This window comes from Sphingopyxis fribergensis (assembly GCF_000803645.1).
Lineage (GTDB): Bacteria > Pseudomonadota > Alphaproteobacteria > Sphingomonadales > Sphingomonadaceae > Sphingopyxis > Sphingopyxis fribergensis.
Genome location: NZ_CP009122.1, coordinates 2,528,216 through 2,550,045, shown reverse-complemented (window position 1 = coordinate 2,550,045; position 21,830 = coordinate 2,528,216). Strand labels below are relative to the sequence as shown.

At 63.5% G+C, this 21,830-nt stretch carries 20 protein-coding genes and 1 tRNA gene; 13 read left to right on the top strand and 8 right to left on the bottom strand.

The window, feature by feature from the left end:
* The 3 genes from SKP52_RS11765 (at position 1) to SKP52_RS11755 (ending at position 7,143) form a co-directional block, all read left to right on the top strand.
* On the top strand, positions 1-3,258 hold the full coding sequence (locus SKP52_RS11765; RefSeq protein WP_148309109.1) for a carboxyl transferase domain-containing protein: 3,258 nt from the start codon (positions 1-3) through the stop codon (positions 3,256-3,258).
* A complete protein-coding gene (locus tag SKP52_RS11760; protein ID WP_039574932.1) occupies positions 3,255-4,490 on the top strand; it encodes a CaiB/BaiF CoA transferase family protein in 1,236 nt (411 codons plus the stop codon). Before SKP52_RS11765 ends, SKP52_RS11760 begins: the two co-directional genes overlap by 4 nt.
* A 382-nt stretch (positions 4,491-4,872) precedes the next feature.
* Positions 4,873-7,143 carry a TonB-dependent receptor gene (locus SKP52_RS11755; protein ID WP_228383624.1) on the top strand — a complete coding sequence of 757 codons (2,271 nt, stop codon included), beginning with the start codon at positions 4,873-4,875 and terminating at the stop codon, positions 7,141-7,143.
* Here SKP52_RS11755 and SKP52_RS26755 read toward each other — a convergent pair.
* Both SKP52_RS26755 and traA read right to left on the bottom strand, forming a co-directional pair.
* Positions 7,140-8,216: a DUF6118 family protein gene (locus SKP52_RS26755; RefSeq protein WP_052208166.1), complete on the bottom strand. Its 1,077-nt coding sequence runs from the start codon at positions 8,214-8,216 to the stop codon at positions 7,140-7,142. The two genes, SKP52_RS11755 and SKP52_RS26755, sit on opposite strands and share 4 nt — an antisense overlap.
* A gap of 9 nt (positions 8,217-8,225) precedes the next feature.
* Positions 8,226-11,171: a Ti-type conjugative transfer relaxase TraA gene (gene traA, locus SKP52_RS11745; protein WP_039574928.1), complete on the bottom strand. Its 2,946-nt coding sequence runs from the start codon at positions 11,169-11,171 to the stop codon at positions 8,226-8,228.
* Between the two features lie 173 nt (positions 11,172-11,344).
* Between traA and SKP52_RS11740 the strand changes: the two genes are divergently transcribed.
* Positions 11,345-11,650, top strand: coding sequence for a conjugal transfer protein TraD (locus tag SKP52_RS11740; RefSeq protein ID WP_039574926.1), 306 nt, complete (start codon positions 11,345-11,347; stop codon positions 11,648-11,650).
* Between the two features lie 22 nt (positions 11,651-11,672).
* A complete protein-coding gene (locus tag SKP52_RS11735; RefSeq protein WP_039574925.1) occupies positions 11,673-11,930 on the top strand; it encodes a conjugal transfer protein TraD in 258 nt (85 codons plus the stop codon).
* Positions 11,931-11,952: 22 nt separating this feature from the next.
* On the opposite strand, the gene SKP52_RS11730 is transcribed toward SKP52_RS11735, so the two are convergent.
* The 4 genes from SKP52_RS11730 to SKP52_RS11715 all read right to left on the bottom strand — a co-directional run bounded on the left by SKP52_RS11730 (position 11,953) and on the right by SKP52_RS11715 (position 14,680).
* Complete coding sequence (locus tag SKP52_RS11730) at positions 11,953-12,528, bottom strand: sigma-70 family RNA polymerase sigma factor (RefSeq protein ID WP_160292405.1); 576 nt, start codon at positions 12,526-12,528, stop codon at positions 11,953-11,955.
* Positions 12,528-13,040, bottom strand: a complete 513-nt coding sequence (locus tag SKP52_RS11725) for an RNA polymerase sigma factor (protein ID WP_081997317.1) — start codon at positions 13,038-13,040, stop codon at positions 12,528-12,530. Before SKP52_RS11725 ends, SKP52_RS11730 begins: the two co-directional genes overlap by 1 nt.
* Positions 13,037-13,537, bottom strand: a complete 501-nt coding sequence (locus tag SKP52_RS11720; protein WP_228383623.1) for a hypothetical protein — start codon at positions 13,535-13,537, stop codon at positions 13,037-13,039. Before SKP52_RS11720 ends, SKP52_RS11725 begins: the two co-directional genes overlap by 4 nt.
* 222 nt (positions 13,538-13,759) lie before the next feature.
* Positions 13,760-14,680: a HEPN domain-containing protein gene (locus SKP52_RS11715; protein ID WP_039574923.1), complete on the bottom strand. Its 921-nt coding sequence runs from the start codon at positions 14,678-14,680 to the stop codon at positions 13,760-13,762.
* A 428-nt stretch (positions 14,681-15,108) separates the two neighbouring features.
* Here SKP52_RS11715 and SKP52_RS11710 point away from each other — a divergent pair, with 428 nt between their 5' ends.
* From SKP52_RS11710 to SKP52_RS11690, 5 genes are read left to right on the top strand one after another with little or no spacing between them, the layout of a single operon-like run.
* Positions 15,109-15,339 carry a helix-turn-helix transcriptional regulator gene (locus tag SKP52_RS11710; protein ID WP_039580815.1) on the top strand — a complete coding sequence of 77 codons (231 nt, stop codon included), beginning with the start codon at positions 15,109-15,111 and terminating at the stop codon, positions 15,337-15,339.
* Entirely contained in the window at positions 15,308-15,514 is a 207-nt protein-coding gene (locus SKP52_RS11705) for a hypothetical protein (protein WP_039574921.1), read from the top strand. The genes SKP52_RS11710 and SKP52_RS11705 overlap by 32 nt, the downstream gene beginning before the upstream one ends.
* Positions 15,515-15,558: 44 nt before the next feature.
* Positions 15,559-15,843 (top strand): toxin-antitoxin system TumE family protein, encoded by a 285-nt coding sequence (locus tag SKP52_RS11700; RefSeq protein WP_039574920.1) that lies wholly within the window; start codon positions 15,559-15,561, stop codon positions 15,841-15,843.
* Complete coding sequence (locus SKP52_RS11695) at positions 15,840-16,181, top strand: HVO_A0114 family putative DNA-binding protein (RefSeq protein ID WP_039574918.1); 342 nt, start codon at positions 15,840-15,842, stop codon at positions 16,179-16,181. The genes SKP52_RS11700 and SKP52_RS11695 overlap by 4 nt, the downstream gene beginning before the upstream one ends.
* 24 nt (positions 16,182-16,205) lie before the next feature.
* Entirely contained in the window at positions 16,206-17,840 is a 1,635-nt protein-coding gene (locus SKP52_RS11690; RefSeq protein WP_039574916.1) for a recombinase family protein, read from the top strand.
* Between the two features lie 30 nt (positions 17,841-17,870).
* Here the strand turns inward: SKP52_RS11690 and SKP52_RS11685 are convergent, their stop codons facing one another.
* Positions 17,871-18,488, bottom strand: coding sequence for a DNA-3-methyladenine glycosylase family protein (locus tag SKP52_RS11685; RefSeq protein WP_039574915.1), 618 nt, complete (start codon positions 18,486-18,488; stop codon positions 17,871-17,873).
* Positions 18,489-18,589: 101 nt separating this feature from the next.
* Between SKP52_RS11685 and SKP52_RS11680 the strand changes: the two genes are divergently transcribed.
* Positions 18,590-18,907 carry a 2Fe-2S iron-sulfur cluster-binding protein gene (locus tag SKP52_RS11680; RefSeq protein WP_039574914.1) on the top strand — a complete coding sequence of 106 codons (318 nt, stop codon included), beginning with the start codon at positions 18,590-18,592 and terminating at the stop codon, positions 18,905-18,907.
* Between the two features lie 95 nt (positions 18,908-19,002).
* Here SKP52_RS11680 and rlmB read toward each other — a convergent pair whose 3' ends face one another.
* The gene (gene rlmB, locus SKP52_RS11675; protein WP_039580812.1) at positions 19,003-19,773 is read right to left on the bottom strand and encodes a 23S rRNA (guanosine(2251)-2'-O)-methyltransferase RlmB; all 771 of its coding nucleotides are present in this window, start codon (positions 19,771-19,773) and stop codon (positions 19,003-19,005) included.
* Positions 19,774-19,852: 79 nt separating this feature from the next.
* On the opposite strand from rlmB, the gene SKP52_RS11670 reads away from it, so the two are divergent.
* Positions 19,853-19,938: transfer RNA gene (locus tag SKP52_RS11670), tRNA-Tyr, on the top strand.
* A 197-nt stretch (positions 19,939-20,135) separates the two neighbouring features.
* Positions 20,136-21,362, top strand: coding sequence for a tyrosine-type recombinase/integrase (locus SKP52_RS11665; RefSeq protein ID WP_039574913.1), 1,227 nt, complete (start codon positions 20,136-20,138; stop codon positions 21,360-21,362).
* Positions 21,363-21,830 lie beyond the last annotated feature (468 nt).

Genomic DNA, 21,830 nt, shown 5'->3' with positions numbered 1-21,830 from the left:
GTGAACAATAGGATCGAGAAGCTGCTGATCGCCAATCGCGGGGAAATCGCAATCCGTATCGCGCGCGGGGCGAGGGAACTCGGCATTGCGACCGTCGCGATCCATTCGTCCGACGATGCGCGGGCTCTGCACCTTCGCTCGGCCGACGAGGTGGTGGAGCTTTCCGGAAATGGCCCTGCCGCTTACTTGGATATTGCGGGAGTGGTGGAAGCGGCCGTCGCCCATCGATGCGATGCGGTGCATCCCGGCTATGGGCTTCTCAGCGAAAATGCCGACTTCGCCCGAGCGTGCGCCGATGCGGGAATCCGGTTCGTCGGCCCGCCGCCCGAGGCTCTGGAACGGTTCAGCGACAAGCTACACGCCAAGAAGCTGGCGGAAACGGTGGGGGTTTCCACGCTTGAGGGCATCGATCATGCCGATGTCGGGCAGGCACTGGCGTTGCTTGCCACGGGGCCGGTGATGGTGAAGGCCGTCGCGGGCGGAGGCGGACGCGGCATCCGGCTGGTCCGCGACGCTGGCGACCTTGAGTCCGCGATGAATGCCTGCGCGGTGGAGGCTGAGGCGGCTTTCGGATCGGGGGCCGTTATCGTCGAACGCTTCGTCGAACGCGCGCGCCATATCGAGGTGCAGGTGGTCGCAGATGCCGGTGGCCATGTCGCGACGATCGGTACGCGGGACTGCACGCTCCAGCGCCGCAACCAGAAATTGGTGGAGATCGCGCCTGCCCCGGCGCTCGCCTTCGATCTGGAAGCGCGCATAGTCGCCGCCGCCCACCATCTGATCGCCGCCGCGCCCTATAGCGGACTGGCGACGGTGGAGTTCCTGGTCGATTGCGATGCCGCACCGGGGGATCGGCATGCTTTCGCGTTCATCGAGGTCAATCCGCGTATCCAGGTCGAGCATACCGTCACCGAAGAGGTCTTTGGTGTCGATTTGGTCAAGGCGAGCCTGCTCATCGCCTGCGGCGCGCGGCTTGTCGATCTTGGGCTGGATCAAGACCCTACGCCGCGCGGATGTGCGATCCAGCTGCGCATAAATGCGGAGAGCATCGACGCGGTCGGAAATATAAGGCCCGCCGGCGGCGCGATCACTGCCTATGATGTGCCGGGCGGACCGGGCGTGCGCGTCGATGGCGCGGGCTATGTGGGCTATGCGGTCAATCCGCGTTTCGATTCGCTTGTGGCCAAATTGATCGTCCATGACGCGGATTTTGCCGCCGCGACCCAGCGTGCGCGCTACGCCCTCGCCGATTTTCGGATCGAGGGGGCAGAGAATAATCTGGCCCTGCTGGCGGCGTTGCTCGATCGCCCCGAATTTGCCGCATCGACGATCGACACGCGCTGGTTTGAGCGGACGTTGCCGGACATGATGGCAATCGCCGAGGTTCGCGTCGAGCAGGATTTCGGCGTGATCGTGCAGGCGCCCCCCGCCGCTCGTCCTGCCGCCCCGGCCGGCACCGTGGCGATTCCTGCGCCGCTGACTGGGTTGCTGGTTTCGGTCAATGTGGATCCCGGTGACGCCGTGCGCGCCGGGCAGCCGCTCGCGATGATGGAAGCGCTCAAGATGCAGCACGTCGTCAACGCAGAGTTTTCCGGGCTAGTCCGCGCGATCGTCGCGACGCCGGGAGAAATATTCGGGGAAGGGATGCCGCTGTTGTTCCTCGAGCCCGCCGAGATCGGCGAAAGCGAGACGGTTGAATCGACGGAGATCGATCTCGATGCGCGCCGCCCCGATCTCGCCGAACTGGATGCGCGCATTGCGCTGACGCTTGACGAGCATCGCCCCGAAGCGGTCGCCAGGCGGCGCCGGTCCGGTCAGCGAACGGCGCGCGAGAATCTATCCGACCTGTTCGACCCGGACAGCTTCATTGAATATGGCGGCCTCGCTATCGCCAGCGGACGGCGCGGCACGGTCGAGGATCTGATGCGGGAGACGCCGGGCGATGGCTTGGTAACCGGGATTGGCACGGTAAATGCCGCCGAATTCGGTGAAGAGAGGGCGAAATGCGCCGCGCTCGCCTACGACTTCACAGTGATCGCGGGCACGCAGGGCCGGATGAATCACGCCAAGACCGACCGACTGCTCTCCATCGTGCGCGACCTCGAGATTCCACTGGTCTTCTACACCGAGGGCGGCGGCGGCCGTCCAAGCGACGGCAGCGAGGGGCGCAGATCCACCGGCCTGGCCGGACCGAGCTTTCATGATCTTGCCGCGCTTTCCGGGCTTGTTCCTCGCATCGGGATCGCTTCGGGGCGCTGCTTCGCGGGCAATGCGGTCATGCTCGGCTGCTGCGATATCATCATCGCGACGGAGGGGGCGAACATCGGGCTCGGCGGCCCGGCGATGATCGAAGGCGGCGGGCTCGGCACTTTCGCGCCCGAAGCGATCGGACCGACCGACGTGATGCGGGCGAACGGCGTGATCGATGTGGTCAGCATCGACGAAGCCGCAGCGACGACCGCGGCCAAACATATCCTCGGCTATTTTCAGGGACGATCCAGCCAGGTCGAATATGCCGATCAGCGCCTGCTTCGCCATGTCGTCCCGGAAAACCGGCTGCGCGTGTTCGACATCCGCGCGGCGATCGAACTGATCGCCGATGATCGGAGCTGGACCGAACTGCGCCCAGAGTTCGGCTCGGGGATGATCACGGGATTCCTGCGGGTCGACGGGCGCCCGCTGGGGCTGATTGCCAATGACTGTCGCCGCCTATCAGGCGCGATGGACGCGGATGGATGCAGCAAGGCAACGGATTTTCTCAAGCTTTGCGACAGGGTCGGCCTGCCGGTCCTGTCGCTATGCGACACGCCCGGATTCATGGTCGGACCGGAGGCGGAGAAAACCGGCACGGTGCGTAAAGGCGCGTATATGTTCACCGTCGCTGCTTCGCTGCGCGTACCGATGTTCACGATCGTGGTCCGGAAGGGTTATGGCCTCGGCGCGATGGCGATGGCGGGCGGTTCTCTCCACGCCAGTGCCTTCACGATCGCCTGGCCGACTGGCGAGCTTGGTGGCATGGGGCTGGAAGGCGCAGTGCGCCTTGGCCATCGCCGCGAGTTGGAGGCGATCGCCGATCCAGTGGCGCGCGAGGCTCGCTTCCAGGAGCAGGTTGCCGCGCTTTATTCGAGTGGGAAAGCCGTGGCGGCGGCGCAGTTCATCGATATCGACGCCGTGATCGACCCCGCCGACACGCGCGCGTGGCTGAAGCGCGGCCTCGATACGGCTGCCGCTCGGAAATGTCAGGGACGACCGATATGAAACATAAGCTTCCACTCGACGCGTTGCCGCTCGTACCGTCCGGGCGCGGATTCAAGTTGCTGGCGGGCGTGCGTGTGCTCGACCTGACCAGTTCGGTCGCGGGTCCCTATGCAGCGATGCTACTCGGCGACATGGGGGCCGAGGTAATCAAGGTCGAACGGCCCGGCGGCGACGATGCGCGCGCGTGGGGGCCACCCTTTCTGGGCGGGGAGTCGCTGTGGTTTCTCAGCGTCAACCGCAACAAGCAGAGCTTGTGCCTCGACTATGCGAAGCCCGGGGGCCGCGCGATACTGGAAGAGCTGGTGCGCGCGGCCGATGTGCTGATCACCAACGTGCCCGCGCGTGTCGCGGCGAAGCTGGGGATCGACTATCGGGCGACGAGGGCGCTAAACCCGCGCATCGTCCACGCCTCGATCACGGGCTTTGGAGCGGACGGAGCGCGCGCCGACATGCCGTGCTACGACCTGATTGCTGAGGGTTATTCGGGAGTCATGGACATTACCGGGGAGGCGGACGGCGAACCGCAAAAGGTCGGCGCACCTGCCGCCGACATGCTCGCGGGGCAGGACGCGGCCTTTGGTGCGCTCGCGGCGCTGTTCCGCCGCCAGACGACGGGGCAAGGTGCTTTCATCGACATCGCGCTCGTCGATTCCATGGTCCGTTTTCTCGCCTGCCGCGTCACCCCCTATATGGGATCGGGCGAAGTCCCCCGTCGCACCGGCGCGAAGGACAGCGTGATCGCCATCTATCAAGCGTTCGAGACCGCTGACGAACCGATTACGCTGGGTCTCGGCAATGATGCGATCTGGGCCCGTTTCTGGGACGTACTGGGCAATCCGTCGATGGTTGACGATCCGCGCTACGCGACCAATGCGCTGCGCCGCGAGCAGCGCACCGCAATCGTCGCCCGAATTCAGGCGACGCTGCGTACCAAGCCGAGGGCGCACTGGCTCGCCGAATTCGCAAGCGCACGCGTTCCTTCGGGACCGGTCAACCGCATAGACGAGGTCGTGGCCGATCCAGAACTGCTGCGGCGCGGCGTCTTCTACCGCACGCCGGCGGGTGCGGGCGACGTGCCGCAGGTCGGCGCCGCGATCCGCATCGATGGTGCCGCAGGCAAGCCGCATCTGCCGCCCCCGGCGCTTGGCGAACACAGCGATCGCGTGCTGCGCGACCTGCTCGGCCGCTCGTCCAGCGAAATCGCGGCGTTACGCGCGCAAGCCATTATCTGACGGCTGGTCCGCGGATATAGGGCCCGCTGGCTTCGGTTCGTGTTGCGCTACTGGGCCTAGTACGGGGCATCGATATCATATGCGATGATGCATTCCAGTATAGTTCTGAGAGCCATCCTGGCATGAGGGACGCTTCGATCCGAGCGCATAAATTCAATCATATATATGAATATAAGCCATTTTTAATTTCTGGCGGCGTGTGATCGGATTTCTGCCACTCCTTTTGAGCGGCAGTATCATTCTCAAGATGAATTTCATGAAATTCATAATATGAATTTCTATAATTTATGGCGCCCCCTTACAAGGCTTTTGAAACATCCGGAATTCGGAGAAAGCCTGGGGAGGATTTATGTCTAGCAAGTTCAAGCAGCGGCAGTTGTGGGTGACCGCGGCGGCGGTCTTCGGTGCGGCCACGCCTGCCTTCGCCCAGGAAGCCGCCGTTGTCGACGCAGGCGAGGGGCAGGACATCGTCGTCACCGCACAGAAGCGGGCCGAGCGGTTGCAGGACGTGCCGTTAGCGGTCAGCGCCGTGTCGGGCGACCAACTGCAGACGCTTTCCATCAACAACCCCATGGAGCTTCGCTATGTGGCGCCGAGCCTGAACTATCAGAGTTCGGTCAACACCCGCGGCGAAGGCTTCGCCATTCGCGGTATCGGCACGGCCATATTCTCGGACACCGTCGAGCAAAGCGTCGGTGTCGTCATCGACGGCGTGCCGCTGGCGCGGCCCGGACAGGCGGTGGCCGATCTGATCGACATCGAGCGCGTGGAAATATTGCGCGGTCCGCAAGGCATGTTGTTCGGCAAGAACGCCTCGGCCGGCGTCATTTCGATCACCACCAAGGCGCCGGAGTATAATAACAGCCTCCAGGGGCGTATTTCCTACGCCACCAAGGACGAAGTGAAGGCGAACCTGATCGCCAATCTGAAACTGTCCGACACGGTCGCTTTCCGCGTTGCCTATGCCCAGACCACGCGCGACGGGATCATCAGGAACATCGAACGGAACGAACTGTACAACGGGCGGGATTCCAGGGGCGTCCGCGCCAGGCTGTTGTGGGAACCGACCTCCAGTCTCACCGTCAACTTGCTCAGCGATTGGGGCAAGAGCAAGCAACTCTGTTGCGCCTGGACCGCGCGCTCCGCGCCGTCCACGTCGCTGTTCGGTCAATTGAATGCCGCCGCCGGCATCACGCCGGGACCAAGGAATCTGGAAGTGGCATCGGACGAGCAGTCCTACCAGAATACCGAAAACTGGGGCGGGTCGCTTCAGGTGGATCTCGATGTCGATTGGGCAACGCTCACCTCGATTTCCGCCTATCGGTCATGGAAGACAGCTGACGATAGCGATGCGGATATTCTTCCGATAAACTTTCTGGTCGTGAACAGCGGCGCCAGTTGGCTGGATCAATATTCGCAGGAATTTCGCGTCACATCACCGTCCGGCGGGCGGTTCGAATGGGTCGCCGGCCTGTTCCTGAACTATACCAGAAACCGCGGTCACGTCGAAGCCGCGGGAAACCGCGGGCAGATCTTTCCTGTCGATACATATTACGGCAGCGCCGTCGACAGCGTGACAAAGAACAACAGCGCGGCTGTCTTCGGGCAGTTGGCCTATGAGCCCGTCGAAGGGCTGAAGCTGATTGCCGGTGGTCGCTACACGGCGGAAAAGGTCGAATATACTGGCAATATGTACACGATGCCATCGGCCACCGTAGGGACCCCCGGACGATTTATCGGGCCAGTGTACGGACGCTCGTCGGTCGAGAATTTCTCCGGCCGGGCGACACTCCAATATTCCTTCGACAGGGACATCATGGTCTATGCCTCGGTAGCGCGGGGTTACAAGGGGCCCGGTGTCGATACCCAGGGGGTGGTACAATCCAGCCTCACGATCATTCGTCCGGAAATCCCGACGAGCTATGAGATTGGCTTGCGGTCGCAATTCCTGGACCGCAGGGTCACGCTGAACATCACGGGCTTCGCGACGGACTTCAAGGATTTCCAGGCCTCGGTATTCGACGTCAGGGAGTCGCCCGCGCGTTTCGTGCTGTCGAATGCGGGCAAACTCCGCACACGCGGCGTGGAGGCCGATGTCCAGATTCGTCCCCTGCCCAGCCTGTCCTTAAACGGTTCGCTTACCTATGCCGACAGCACCTATAAAGATTTCAAGAACATCTCCTGCTATTCGGGCCAGCCGGTGCTGCCGCTCGGAACGCCAAGAACCTCTCCACGCGAATGCATACGGATCACGCCGACGCAGGCCGTCACCTACGGCGACGGCAATCCGCTCTCCAACGCCCCGAAGCTGACCTACAGCCTCACGGCAAGCTATCAGCACATGGTAAGCGACTATCGCATCGATTCGTCGTTGAACTGGTTCTGGCGCGACAAGGTGAGCTTCGACGCGGCCGGCAACCCGCTGATGACGCAGGTCGCCTATGGGCTGCTGAATGCCAACATCGGCGTTGGACCCGACAACGACAAGTGGCGGTTGTCCTTTTTCGCGCGCAATATCCTAGACAAGCACTTCGTGAACAGGGTTACCGGCCAGGGCGTGTATGGCGGCGCAGGAATCTCGGTGCAATGGCCCAGCCCTGACGCCGAGAGGCTTTTGGGCGTGGCTCTCGACGTCAAATTCGGCGGTAGCTAGTCGGATAAAACCAAAAAGTGCGCGCGTTCATCTACTGGGCGCCCATGTACCGGACGCGACATATGATAGAGCTCGTTGCGCAACGCCAATAGTTTTTCAGATGGCCGAACATGGCCCCGGTTGGTGGCGGCATGTGTAGTGGGGTTTGTCATATTTGAAGTCCTCGTTGCGAGATATTGGGCCGGCGATGCCAGGGATGGTAGAATGCGAATGCGGTGTAGGTCATGCGCTGCCCATCTTCGATCAATGTCCCTCCGCGGGTGCACGGATGGCAACCGGTAAAGTTCCGTCAGCGAGAACGGCGCATGGTGTCGCTTCTGATTGACAACGCGCGATTGCTGACGGGCGACTTGACCAACGCGGCACACTCGAGGTTGCCGCGCCCTTACGCTGATCGTGCATCGCACCGGCTGCTTGGACTTGGCGGCCCGCTGTACGCAGGCGTTGATGGCCTCACGGTTGTCGCGACGCATCTCGGCGGCCTCGGCAATGGCCTGCCACGCTTCGGGGCTGTCTGCCTGCATGATCCGGATGCCGGCTTCCCATAGGGTCGGTTCGCGAACGGTGCGCGCCGCGATGCGTTCGGGCAGATGCCAGCTTGTCGGCAGGATGCGCGCGCCAAAGCCGGGAAGCACTGCCCACAGGAGGCACCCGGCGAACAAGCCGCCGCCGATATGCCACCAACGGCGACGCTTTTGCTCATAGAGGGTGTTGGCGGTGCCGATGATCGCACGCAAGCCGCGGGCGGCCTCGACATGCTCCCGCTTCGCTTGGGCAAGTGTTGCCTGATCCTCGCGCCGCGCCTCCGTGGCCGCTGTGGCGATCCGCCCCACCATATCCTCCGGGGTCATCTGCATGGCGGGCTGGCGCTCAATGGCGACAAGGCGGTTCGCCATTTCGCCGAGCGTCTTGCTGTAATCGGGAATGTCGATTTCGGATTTCTCGGTCGCGAGATGCTCGACAGCCCGGCGCATCATCGCCATCTCCCTTTCGAGACGGGCAAAGGCCTCTGTCGCCGGATCGGGCCCGGGATCGTCATAGGGTAGCCGGGGTATCTGTCTGTCGTCGTCCATATCATCCTCCTATCGGCTCATGCCAAGATTCTTCCCAAGATCGGTGGGGATCGACGCCGCGAGGTCGCGCCCAACGTCGCGTGCCATGTTTGCCCCGATGCCGAGGTCTTGCCGCCGCCCGCGCAACAGCGATTCGACCTGCGCGTCGCGTTCGAGGCTTTTGGCCATGCCTGCCATTTGCTGGCCGACGCGTTTTGCGCCCCGCACATCGCCGTCGCGGCGCAGATCTTCGTGTGCTTGCCGAAGCTGCTTCCAACCCTCGACAAACCGGTCGGCGCGCTGGAAGGGATCGGCGCGAAGTTCCGCCTCCTTGTTCATCGCGCGCACCGCGGCGTGACCTCGACCCTGCGTGGCGTCGTGGACGAGCCCAGGCTGGCGCTGGAAGGCATTGCCGAGGTCGGTGGAGGCGTGAGGCCGGATTGCGTCCAGCGCCTCTCCTGCGCGGTTCAGGGCGTCATGCTGGTGGGGCAGCACCGGCAACCCCCGATCGTGCATTCGGGCGATATCATCGACAGCGCGAGCATAGCGTTCGACCGCGCGGCGCTGGCCGTTGGCATGGGCTGGCTCGGCCTTCGCCAGATCGCCCTTCCGCTCCGGCGGACGGAAGCCCGCGAACATGCCCGGCTCGCGCTGCTGGTCGGGACGCGACAGGCGCAAGCCATCGAAGATCCCGCGCGCCTTCTCCTTCCCGGTGCGGACGATCTCCGCGACACGTTCGCGGATACCGATCCCGCGCCGCTCGGCAAACTGCCGCGCCGGATCGCGGTTCGCATAATCACTCGCCATATCCTTGGCGCGCTCCAGCGACAGGGTGCGGACAAGGCGCGCATCATCCTTGAAGTCGTCGCGTCCATAATGAAGCGCCATCCCGTCGCGGTGGCGCGTGAGGCCAACATAAGCGCCGTGGCGATCCATGCCGGGGGTGGCGAGAACATGTGAACGGTCCACGGTCACGCCCTGCGCCTTGTGGATCGTCGCCGCATAGCCATGATCGACATGGGCATAGTCTTTGGTGTCGAACGCGATGCCGCGCCCGTCGTCGGTGCGGACGCGCATGCTCTGCTGGGTGACCCGCTCGACGGTGCCCAATGTGCCGTTTTTGACCTCAAGGCTCCGCTCATTCCGCAGGAACATGATGCGGTCGCCCGACGCGAAAGCACGCTCGCCGCGCTCGGCCTTCATCAGTACGTCATCACCAAGCTCGCCTCCCGCGCGCATCCGGTCGCGCGCCGCCTCATTGAGTTCGCGCACCTCGGCATTGGTGTGGGTGAGGATGATGCGGCTCTGATCGGGCGCAGCGATGCGCTCGCGATCCCACTGCTCGACAAGCTCGCCGCGCGCCTGTTCCCGCGTGTCCGCCGCATGGACCATGCCGCGCTCGGTATAGGTCTGGATCGCCTCGCCGGTGCGGCCCGTGGCCAGATGCCGGGTGGCGTCCTGCTGCCAAGCTTCGTGCTGGCGCCGCACCTCGGTGATCTCGACGCCGCCATGTCGTTCGTGGATCGCGCGGAACGCCGCACCGGCTTCGATCGCCTGCAATTGCTGCGGATCGCCGACCAGCACGACCTTCGCGCCGGCGTCGGCGGCATGGGACAACACCCGCTCCATCTGGCGGGTGCCGACCATGCCCGCCTCGTCGATCACCAGCACATCGCGGGCGGTGAGCATGTCGCGCCCCTGCGACCAGCCATGTTCCATGCTGGCGATGGTGCGAGAGGCGATGCCGGAGCCATTCTCCAGCCCTTCCGCCGCGATGCCTGACAGCGCCGCGCCGCGCACGTTGAGCCTCGCGTCTTCCCATGCCTCGCGGGCGACACCGAGCATCGCGCTCTTGCCGGTGCCTGCATATCCGACGACGACGCTCAGACCCTGCCGGTCGGTCACATGCTCGAACGCGGGACGCTGCTCCCCGGACAGCGTCAGTCCGCGTTCCGCCGCGCGCACCAGCGCACCCTTCCGGTCCGCATCCGACACGCGATGACGCTCGCTCGCTGCCATCGCCTCTGCCGCACGCTGCAATCGCTGTTCGGCGTCGATCATGTCCCGCGACGTGAACCGATCGTCACCGCGTCCGTCCTTGCCAAGCGCGACCAGCTCTGGTGAGGCGCGCACCGCCGACATGGCGGCATCAAATTGCTCTTTGCCGTCGGTGTGGCGATGCACGAACATCGCCATGTCGCGGTTCGTAAATGTGGCTTGGCTGTGCGTGATCGCGTCGAGTGCGACGCGCGGCTCGGCGATAATGCGTTCGCCATTGGCTCTCGCGACGGCGCGGTGATCCTCGATGCGTTCGGATTCCAGCCCGCGCTCACCCATGCGCGAAGCGGCGGGACCGATCTTGTCTTGCGGGTCCAGATCGGTACCCTGCGCCTCAAGGGAGCGGTGGTCGATCCGCGCGTCAATATCGAGCTCGGCAAGCCGGGTGTTGACGTGATCGGCCCAGCGTTCGCGCCATTGCTCGACAACTTCGGTGCGGTTCCAGTCGCGGACCTTCTGCCCGAAACCATCTTCACCTACCTCGCGCATCGTCAGCATCACATGCGCGTGTGGTTTGGGCTGGCCATCCGCGCCGACGCCCCAATGCACGTTGAGGTCGGCGATCATACCGCGATCGACGAACTCTGCCTGAACGAAATAGCGCGCAAGCTCGATGCCCTGCTGCTGATTCATCTCTCGCGGGATGGCAAACTCGACCTCGCGGGCAAGCTGCGCGTCCTTGCGCTTTTCGGTCACCTCGACCTCGTTCCAGAGCGTGGCGCGATCGGAGAAGCGTTCGGGCGCACCTTCGGGAAGCATGATCTCGCTATGCTCGACGCCGGACTTAGCACGGAAATCATGGTCGCGATCCAGCCGCTGGTCGTGCAGCCGCTCGCCAGCCCGATAGGCGGCGGCGGCAACCGCACTGCGGCCCGAAGCGCGGCTGATAACTTTGACCGAGAGATGGAAGATTGCCATTGCGGCAATCCATCTACGCCACCAAGAGCACGTCGGCACGACGTATAAGCGCGCCCTCCTCGAATAAATTCTCGGCAGGGACTAGGCGGTGTCAGACTGTCCCGGCGACTCTACTGCGCTGGTGTCACGCTTCTTCTATCATGGTGGCATCGTCACTCAATGGAGACTTTGCGATGCGTAAACCCCGCGATATCGATTCGGAACTCGCCGCGCTCGAAGCCAAGGCGAAGACCCTCAAGGAACGCCGCGTTCGTCAACTCGGTGAACTCGTCATTGCGACGGGCGCCGATGCGCTCGACGCCGACATCCTCGCCGGCGCATTGCTCGGCGCGGTTGCGATGAAAGACGCAGGCGCGAAGGAGGGCTGGCGCAAGGCGGGCGCCGCATTCTTTCGCAGCAAGGAACGCAAGTCTGCGCCGCGATCTGAACGCCAGCCGGACGGCACTCTACCGCTCGACGGCGGCGCGGCATCGCATTGAAGCACGAAAGGCTCGGACCGACATGCGCGAATGGGTCGTGAAACGCCGCGAGCGAACGCGCCAACTGATCGAGTTGGGCGGCCTCGTCACGAAAGCGGGACTTGTCGATCTCACCGACGATGATCGCGCGATGCTCTATGGCGCGTTCCTATGGATGGCCGACAAGCTGCGAAGCGAACGGGGAGATCATGCCGCCGCGCTGTGGAAGCGTCGCGGCAAGCGCGCGTTCGAGGCGGACGCCTTGCCCGACAATAATTCGATTGCCATGGGCGCGCCATGAGGCGGGATATGTCGGCGCCGCTTCAAGCGTATCGCGCGGCGAACGCCTTGCGGCATCGGGCCAGCGCGCGCGATATATGGTGCTCGACGGCTTTGTCGGTGATGCCGAGTTGCTGTGCGATCTCGCGGTAAGTCTGCTGCCGCAGCCGACTCATCAGGAAGATGCGCCGCGTCCTCGGCGGCATCGCCAGTAGCGTCGGCCGAAAGACGCGCCGGATGTCGATTTCTTCGATCCGTCGCAACTGATCGGGAGGAACCGGCGCATCGCATTCTTCATCGAATGGATAGAAGACGGCGCCAGCCCGTTTCTGCCCGCGTGCCCGGTTGATCAGCAAGTTGCGCGCGATCCGGATCAGATAGGCCTGGGGATGATCGACCCTGTCCAGCGCGCCGCTGCGCAGGAACAGCGTGAAGGCGTCTTGCGCCAGGTCGGCGGCGTCGTCGCGTCCAGCCTTTCGCCTGAAATAGCCGAGCATCCGTGCGTGTTCGGCTCGATAGAAGGCATCGAATGCAACGGCAGGCGAACGGGGCGACGTGGCAGCCGAACGGGCCTCGCGTTTGCTTGTGTCGGCGTCACCGCAGCCGACATGCGTGGTCATCACCATTGTACGGCGACCGCGGCGCGGCAAAGCGTCAACGCCCGCATCATGTGGTACTCGACGGTCGCGGCGCTAATGCCGACCCGCTCCGCGATCTCCTTGTAGGTCAGGCGGTGGATGCGGTGCATCACGAAGACGCGCCGCGTTTTGGGCGGCATGGCGCGCACCGCCTGCCGATAGAGGCGCAGCAGGTCGATTGCCTCGATCCGCCATGTCTGCTCGGCGCGCGAAACCGCGTCACGGTCTTCCTCGAACGGGAAGAAGATCGGTCGATCCTGCTTCTTCCTCCGACGGGCACGATCGATCAGCATGTTGCGCGCGATCCGGTTGAGATAGGCGCCCGGCTGGTTGAGCACCGGCAGCTTTCCGCTGTGGTGGAACCGGGCGAAGGCCTCCTGCGCAAAGTCGCGCGCATCATCGGGGCCGACCCGCCGCGTCAGCCTGCGCAGCAGGCGCGGATATTCGGCACGGTAGACATCCTCGAATGTCGCGATCTCCGGGCGGGCGGTCATTCCCGCGCTCCCTTGCGCTCGCGCGCATTCAGCGGCGCATCGCGCGAGGCGCGATAGAGACAAATGCCCGCCTCGATGCGGTCGAGGATGAAGGTGTCGCGCTCCGCCCTGGCGACGCGGATGTCGGCCTTGGAGTAAAGTTCAAGGCCGACCGCGCAGCGGTTGCCAAGCTCGCTGTCGATGACATCGCGGGCGCGGGTCCAGCATTCCGCTTCCTTGAACAGCGGATGATTGACGACGATCCAGAACTCGTAATCGGAGAAATTGATCGTCTCGTCGTCTTCATACCAATTCTTCCGGGCATAGGGTCCGATCAAGATGATGCGGCGAATCTCGCCCGGCTCGGGTGCCTGCACAGCATCGGGATCGAAGCAGGCGCGCAATATGCGCGCGATACGCTCGACCTCCTGCTGCTTGCGGCGGATGAGATGGTCAACGCGCGCCATCACGACTTCGCGCGCGTAAACGTCGTTCGCTTTCGATTTCGGGGTATTCATTTGCAGCTCGCACACCGGCGGTCCGCGCGTCGAGGCGCGAATGTGCAAGCAGTGTCCGCTGTCTGGTGCCGCAACTGCGGCTTACAGCAACTGCCCGACCGTGATGGCCGAACCTACATGATGCCTGGCAGGGTTATCCCGGGGATGGCCGCCAGTCTTTCCATCCCGTGCAGCGGATCATGCCAGAATCTCGGAGTCCCGGCAAGCCGAGCGGAGATGCGCCTATTCGCGCGCGGCCTTTTCGAGTTCGGCGATACATTCCGAACAGACCTGATGGACGACGCGGCCGAGTTCCTCGACGCGTTCGCCGAGCCACGTTAACTCTTCCTCGCTGATCCGGTAGTGTTTTGAATACCTTGCCTTCGTATACGCTTCTTTGAGCTTCTGGAACATCGCACGCTCGCGACGATTGGTCTCAGGCCAGATGCCATACAGTCGACGGTCGAGCCCTTCGGCCAGCGCACGCAGGAATGCGATGTTGTGGTTATACGGCGTGTAGAAGGTCAGCGTCAGCAATAGGCAGACGTATAGTCGCTCCGTTGCCTGATGCATCGAGAACGCAGCTTCTTTTAGGCGCCCCTTGCCGACATAAAATTCTGCACCGTCTTTGAAGGCGGCGGCGCTCGGATAATATTCCTCGAAATATTCCTTCGCTGTTCCGGCCGCCTGTTCAGACGTCTTGGGCTTGGGCGTCGCCAGTTCGCGGTCATCCGCTTCATACAGCGCAATGCCATCCTTGGCGACTTCCATGAAAAAGACCCGGCCATGCGCGAGTCCGTCGTTCACTTCGTGAAGCGAATGGACGATGAAATTGACCGGCGTCCGCAGCGTCTTCTCAATGGTATAGGCGCGGATCAGCCGTTCCTCGGCCTTCGCCCAATAGGCGGCGCGGTCGGTCAGCTCCTTCTGGCTGACGATGACGAGAATGTCGTAGTCGGATTTATACTGGTTCGCTGACAGCGGCGCATCAACCCAATCGCCGCGCGCGTGGCTGCCGAATAGCACTACCTTGAGGATGCGGGCGCCCTTGCGGCGCCCGGTCGCATTTTCGGTGGCCTGGCCGAACTCATCGAACAATATCTCGACGACGCGCTCAAGCTCGCGCTGCTTCACGGCAGGAAGAAAATCGACGTCGATGCGCATTGCTGGAATCTTCAGCCAATCTCCGGTCCTTGGCAAGACCTATCGGCACCGGACTATCGATACGTGCCCGGATCGGCACGACAATGCCTTCCCCATTGCATGGATCGGACAAGGTGACGCAGACTGGCGCACGGCGGGCGGACCACCGAGTCGGAGGTCTGCGAAGACATGCGAACAGATACCGCAAAGCGATCGTCCATCCGCGCCGCTCACAAGAGCCGGCGCTATCCTGCGCTAAACTTTCCTTTTCCTGCCTCTTCGCGCCGCGAGCCGCCGTTCATGCGCTATTGTGAGCTATCGCCTGTCTTTGCATCCTATGCTTCGATTGCGCCGAGCGGCATCGAAGAAGCACTTGAACGGCGAGCTTCGACCGTCGAAGTTTGTTCGCAAGGGGCGTCGTCAACCACCAGATGTTGGAGATAGCCCCCGTGTCCGCTCCCGAACGAATTGTCCGTCTCAAGACTGTCCTCGACCGCACCGGGCTGTCGCGCTCGACCATCTACCGCAAAATCGCGGAAGGCACTTTCCCGCGACAAGAGAAGATCAGCGTCCACGGCGCCGGTTGGCATGAATCCGCGATCGACCGCTGGGTCGCCAACCCCGCCGCCTATCGTGCGGACAATGACGATGACGCGGGGACCGGCGATGCACGAGGATGATGCGCAGCCCGAACGGGGCATCGTTCCAGCCAACGATAATGCGCCCACATTGCGCACGGCGGATGTCGATGCCGCGCTGACGCGGATCGCCGAGGCGATCGGTCGCCATATCGCGCGCGAGCATATTCGCACGCTTCGCGCGGCGAATGACAATGATCCCATCGGCAAGGGGTGATGGAGTCATTGACAACGAGGCTAGTCGTTGGTAGTAAATCCAACATGAAGGCGGGGCCGCTTCTTCACGAACGCCACCAACTCAGCGCCGAGGCATTCGTGGAATTGCGGATATGGCGTGTGCCCCGGCGGGTGCCGGGGTCGAACCATGATCTCAAATATGCCCTCGCTTATGTCGTCGGCGGCATCTGTGTGCTGCGCTACGATAACGAGGCCGGCAAAGGCGACCATCGCCACGTCGGCAAGAGCGAGACACCCTATGCCTTCACCACTCCGGCGGCTCTGCTGGCGGACTTCTGGAAGGATGTCGATCAATGGAAACCGGAATGAACATCGTGACCCTCTCCGTTGCTTCGCGCGAAGCGGTCGAGGCCCGTGCGCTGGCGGCGTTCGAGGGCAAGGCGCAGGGCGCGCATTATTCCTTCGGGTCGACCGACCTGCTCTGGCAGACGCTGACCCGCAAACGCTGGGAACTGCTCCAGGCGATGACCGGGCAAGGCGTGATGTCGATCCGCGAAGCGGCGCGGCGCGTTGGGCGCGACGTCAAGGCGGTGCATGGCGATGTCCAGGCGCTCATCGCGGTCGGGGTGATCGACCGTGCCGAGCGCGGTATCGTCTTTCCCTATGATGCCGTCCACGTCGATTTCATGCTGACAAAGGCCGCCTAACGGCGGGATCGAGAGGAGAAAGCCATGATCCGTGCCGCACTCTATGCCCGCTATTCCTCCGACCAGCAGAATGCCGCGTCGATCGCCGACCAGCTACGGCTCTGCCGCGAGCACGCCGAGCGGGAGGACTGGCAGATTGTGGCGACCTACGAGGACGCCGCCATCTCCGGGTCGAGCATGATCCTGCGTCCCGGTGTCCAGCGGCTGCTTGCCGATGCGCAGGCCGGCAAGTTCGATATCGTGGTGGCGGAAGCCCTCGACCGCGTGTCGCGCGACCAGGCCGACGTCGCAATCCTCTACAAGCATTTGCAGTTCGCCCGCGTGCCGTTGGTGACGCTCGCCGAAGGCGAAATCTCCGAACTGCATGTCGGGCTCAAGGGCACGATGAATGCGCTGTTCCTGAAAGACCTTGCGAAGAAAACCCATCGCGGCCTGCGTGGGCGGGTCGAGAAGGGCTTCTCGGCGGGCGCGGTCGGCTATGGCTACCGCGTGGTGCGTCGCCTCAACAGCGAAGGCGAGCTGGTTCGCGGCGAGCGCGAGATCGATCCGGCGCAGGCGCTGATCGTCGAACGCATCTTCCGCGAGTTTTCCGCTGGCAAAAGCCCGATCGCCATCGCGCGCGACCTCAACGCAGAGGGCATAGCGGGACCGTCTGGAAAGCCGTGGCGCGACACCAGCATCCGGGGCACGCCGCGCCGCGGGCTCGGCATCCTCAACAACGAGCTTTATGTCGGGGTCCGGGTCTGGAACCACAAACATTATGTGAAGGACCCGGCCACCGGCAAGGACGTCACCCGGCTCAACCCCGAATCCGAATGGGTGCGCAAGGCCGTGCCCGACCTGCGCATCGTCAGCGACGAACTATGGGACGCAGCCAAGCGCCAGCAGGAGGCTCTCGCCGCGCGGAACAAAGGCATGAAGGAAGCTGCCCAGGCACGAAGCGTCAACGGGCTGCGGCGTCCCGCCTATCTTCTATCGGGCCTGCTCGAATGCGGCGAATGCGGCGGCAACTATGCGATCGTCACGACCGATCGTTATGGCTGCATCGGTCATCACCGTAGCCGCAACTGCACCAACGGTCGGACGATCCGGCGCGATGACCTCGAACGCCGCGCGCTCGCCGGTATCGCCGAGCGGCTGGTGTCGGCCGACAAGATCGACGCTGCTGTTGCCGCTTATGCGACGCATATCAACCGCGAGAACCGCGAGCGGCGTATGCAGGCTGATGCCGACACCCGCGCGCTGGCGAAGATCGACAAGGCTGTCGCGGGCATCATGGCCGCGATCGAGGACGGGCTTTATCAGCCGTCGATGAAGGCGCGCATGGCCGAGCTCGAACGCGAGAAGGCTGAGATCACCGCGCGGCTCGCCGAAGCGCCTGCCGGTATTCCCGATGTCCATCCCGGCATAGCGGAAATCTACAAGCGCAAGGTCGCCAGGCTCGCCGAAACGATCGAAGACCCGCAAGCGCGGCTCGATGCGTCAACTGATATCCGCTCGCTCGTCGGCAAAATCGTGCTGCATCCCGGCGCGAAGCGCGGTGAGGTTCATGCGACGCTCCACGGCTCGCTGATGGGCATTCTCGACTTCGTGAATGACAACGCGCAACCGGGCGCCGACCGAGTTATAACAAAGGTGTGCCCGGGTTCGCGGGAATGACGAAGAAGGGAGGGGCTATTCGCTTCACCCTCAAATCACATCCATATTATAACAATGCCAGCTGAAGATCGCTGCGGCACCGCGATGCGGTCGCCACGCTTCGGCAAGCTCGCGGGCCAGCTTTTCGCTCGGCCGCGCGCCGAGCTGGAGGATGCGGCCGACGGCTTCCTGCACCGCGAGGTCGCCGGCGGGCCAGATGTCGGGGCGGCCCTCGGCGAACAGCAGGTAGATTTCGGCGGACCAGCGGCCGATGCCCTTGACCTTGGTGAGCACGGCAATCGCTTCCTCGTCGTCGGCGGGGAGGGCATCGAATTTGAGTTCGCCGTCGAGGATCAGCTGCGCGAGGCTCTTGGCATAGCCCTGTTTCTGCCCCGACAGGCCGCAGGCGCGGAGCGTGTCGAAGTCGGCGGCGGCGACCGTCTCGGCGGGGCAGCCCTCACCGAACTCAGCCTCCAGCTTGTTCCAGATCGAATTGGCGGCCGCGACGCTGACCTGCTGGCCGACGATCGTGCGGAGCAGCGTGGCGTAACCCGGCGCGCGGATGCGGGGTTCGGGATAGCCGGCGTTGCCGAGCGCGCGCGCGAAATTGCTATCCTGCGCTGCGAGGGCGTCGATTCCCGCGTTCAGCTGCTGCTGGCTGAGGCCCATCGCATATTCTCCTTTTGTTCCTTCAGTAGCCAATAGCAACGCTTGATTTGACACGCAACGCGCGACATAGCGCCACCAACACCGAAGATATGGGGACTAGCATGGCCAAGCTGATTGTCGTGACGCGTGACGGGACCGAGCATGAGATCGAGGGCGACACCAGCCTGACGGTGATGGAAAACATCCGCGACGCCGGGTTCGACGAGCTGCTCGCGCTGTGCGGCGGCTGCTGCTCGTGCGCGACGTGCCATGTCCATGTCGAAGCGGGCGACAAGGGTGCGATGCCCGCGATGAGCGAGGACGAGAACGACCTGCTCGATTCGACGACCGACCGCGATGACGCCTCGCGTCTGTCGTGCCAGATCCCGTTCAGCGACGCGCTCGACGGGCTGAAGGTGCGGATTGCCGCGGAGGATTGATTTGTTCGTCATCCCGGCGAAGGCCGGGATCTCGACGCTTCTGCTATAACGCGACGTTGAGACCCCGGCCTTCGCCGGGGTGACTGCCAATGGAATTAGGCGCTCGCCGCCGTCGCCACCGCATAGAGTGCGACCGCGGCGGCGTTCGAGATATTCAGGCTCTCCATCCGCGGCGAGATCGGGAGTTTTGCCAGCACGTCGCAATGTTCCATCACATTGTGGCGCATGCCGTCGCCCTCGGACCCTAGCACCAGCGCGACCTTGCTGCCGTCGAGCGTCGAACCGAGCGTCGTTTCGGTATCGCCCATCAGCCCGATGCGCCAATATTGCGCCTCGGCGATTTCCTCGAGCGCACGCGACAGGTTGACGACGCGGACCCATGGCACGATTTCGAGCGCGCCCGACGCCGAGCGTGCGATGACGCCGCTTTCGGGCGGGCTGTGGCGGTCCTGCGTGATGATCGCAGCCGCGTCGAACGCGGCGGCCGAGCGGAGCACTGCGCCGATATTGTGCGGGTCGGTGACCTGGTCGAGGACGACGAGCGGCCGTTTGCTGCCCGCGTCGACTTCTTCCTGGAGCAGATCGCCCAGATAGAGGCTTTCGAGCGGGTCGACCTCGATCACCAGCCCCTGATGCGGTGCGTCGCGCGCGACGAGGCGCGCGAGGTCGGTCACTTCGGCATAGCTGATGGGAATCACCGGCGGCAGGTCGAGCTGGCCGAACGCTTCACGGGTGCCCCAGATGCGCTTGACGGTGCGTTCGGGGTTGGCGAGCGCCGCCAGAACGGCGTGGCGGCCCCAGAAACGGATGGGCTGACCGCGCGTACTGGGGCCCTGCGTGCGGCGGTGACGGGAAAATTGTCTCATGCGCGCGCCTTTCCCATGACTGGCATTGACAGGCAAGCCTCGTTTCGCCATTGGACCGCTTCCCAAAGCGGGCCCCAATGGACAGGTGGCCGAGTGGTTAAAGGCAGCAGACTGTAAATCTGCCCGGGTTTCCGTACGCTGGTTCGAATCCAGCCCTGTCCACCACCCTCTAGTCCGAGGGCATCCCCCAAAATCCCTAGAAATGGCGGAAAACCTAGCGTATAATCGCATGGTTCGTCCCTCCACATCCCATTCCATTTCACTGCAGCTCAGCAAAAACTGTGGGGGGAATGTGGGGGTAAATTTTTTGACCCTCAAGAATCGACCCACCATGTGTGGGGGTAAAAATATGGGGTAACGCTATGAAAAGGCTCACCGCTTTGGCGATCAAGGCAGCTTTGGCGAATCCTGGCACCTATCAGGACGGCGATGGGCTGTTTTTGAAGGTGGACAAGCGCGGCGGCGCTTATTGGCTTCTGCGACTTCAACGTGACGGAAAACGGCAGGACATCGGTTTGGGCAGTGCCAAGTTGCTCCCACTGCTCGAGGCTCGTCAGAAAGCAAATGAGCTTCGCAAGGCCATCAAGATCGACCGTCGCGACGTACTGGCCGAAAGGAAGAATGAAGCTGCTGCCCAAGTGACATTCCGCGAAGCCGCGCGCCAATATCATAAGGAGAATGCGGCGGGCTGGAAAAGCGCGATTTATGCGCGCCAGTGGCTGGCCAGCCTCGAAAGTCACGCCTTTCCGAAGCTAGGCAATGTTGCGACCGGCGGGATCGCCGCGGCTGATATAATCGACGTGTTGTTGCCTATTTGGCAGGAAATTCCGGAGACGGCGCGGCAGGTTCGCAACCGCATTTGCGTCGTACTGGATTATGCCCACGCGAAAGGCTGGCGCTCCAGCGAGGCCCCGTCGGGCAATGGCAGCTTGAAGGCAGGGCGCGGATTGCCACGCCAAGTCAAATCGCAGGAGAATCGCAAAGCGATGCCTTACAGCGCGCTGCCTGCGTTCATCACGACTTTGCGGCGAAAGCCGGCCTTTGGACGACTGGCACTCGAACTGCTCATCCTTACCGGCGTGCGCAGCCAGGAGGTGAGGTTTGCGACGTGGGCCGAGTTTGATTTCGAACAGCGTCTATGGACCATTCCCGCCGATCATATGAAGCGGGGCAAGGCTCACATCGTTCCGCTATCCGACGCGGCTATGGCCGTGTTGGCGAAAGCAAAGGCTTTTCGCCTTCCGGATACCGATGTCGTTTTCCCGGGCGCGGCGGGAAAGCCGATGTCCGATATGACGCTGCTTAAGGTGCTGCGCGACATGAAGGAGCCCTTTCACGTTCACGGCTTTCGTTCGACATTCACCGACTGGGCGGCGAACGAGGACTTCCCCGACGCGGTAGTGGAGACGGCGCTGGCGCATAAGACACCTGACGCCGTGCAGGCGGCCTATCGCCGTACAACCTACCTTGGCACGCCAGGCCAGCCCGGCGCGCGCGTCAAACTGATGCAGGCTTGGGGGACTTATTGTGCCGGCAGCGCGGCCGGATCAGAACATACAGCGGTGCCAGTGGAAATGAGCGCGGCCTGAAATGAGCGCACACTGGCGGCGGCAGGCTGCCGCCAGAGGTTGCGTGTTTGCACGGTGGGCCGCGCAGCGCTTTTGGCTCGCTGTTCTTGGCGGGGCAGCGGTTAAGCCCAGTCCCGCGCGCACGCCGCCCGCCTGCGGCTTCGCCAAAGGTGCGTTGGTTCTCAGATGAGGACGCCGCGCTGACTGCGCGGCGGCGTTGCAGGGTGGGCCGGCCACGGACAGCGTGGCGGTCGGCGCGCGGCTATCCTACCGTCTAAATTCGAATGCCGTCTTGGCTTGCGTAAGCCATGCGTCTCGGCTGACCCGGCCGCGAACCTTTCCCGGCGACGGGCGAGATGACCTGGACCGGGGCGCCGCCCCACGTAACCATCGGCGGCCGATTATTTCCCCGCGCGCTTCGCGCGCTCCTCGCGGCCGCTTCGCTGCAAATAATCGGCCGCCTCAAGTCCTCCGCTGAGGCTGCGGCCC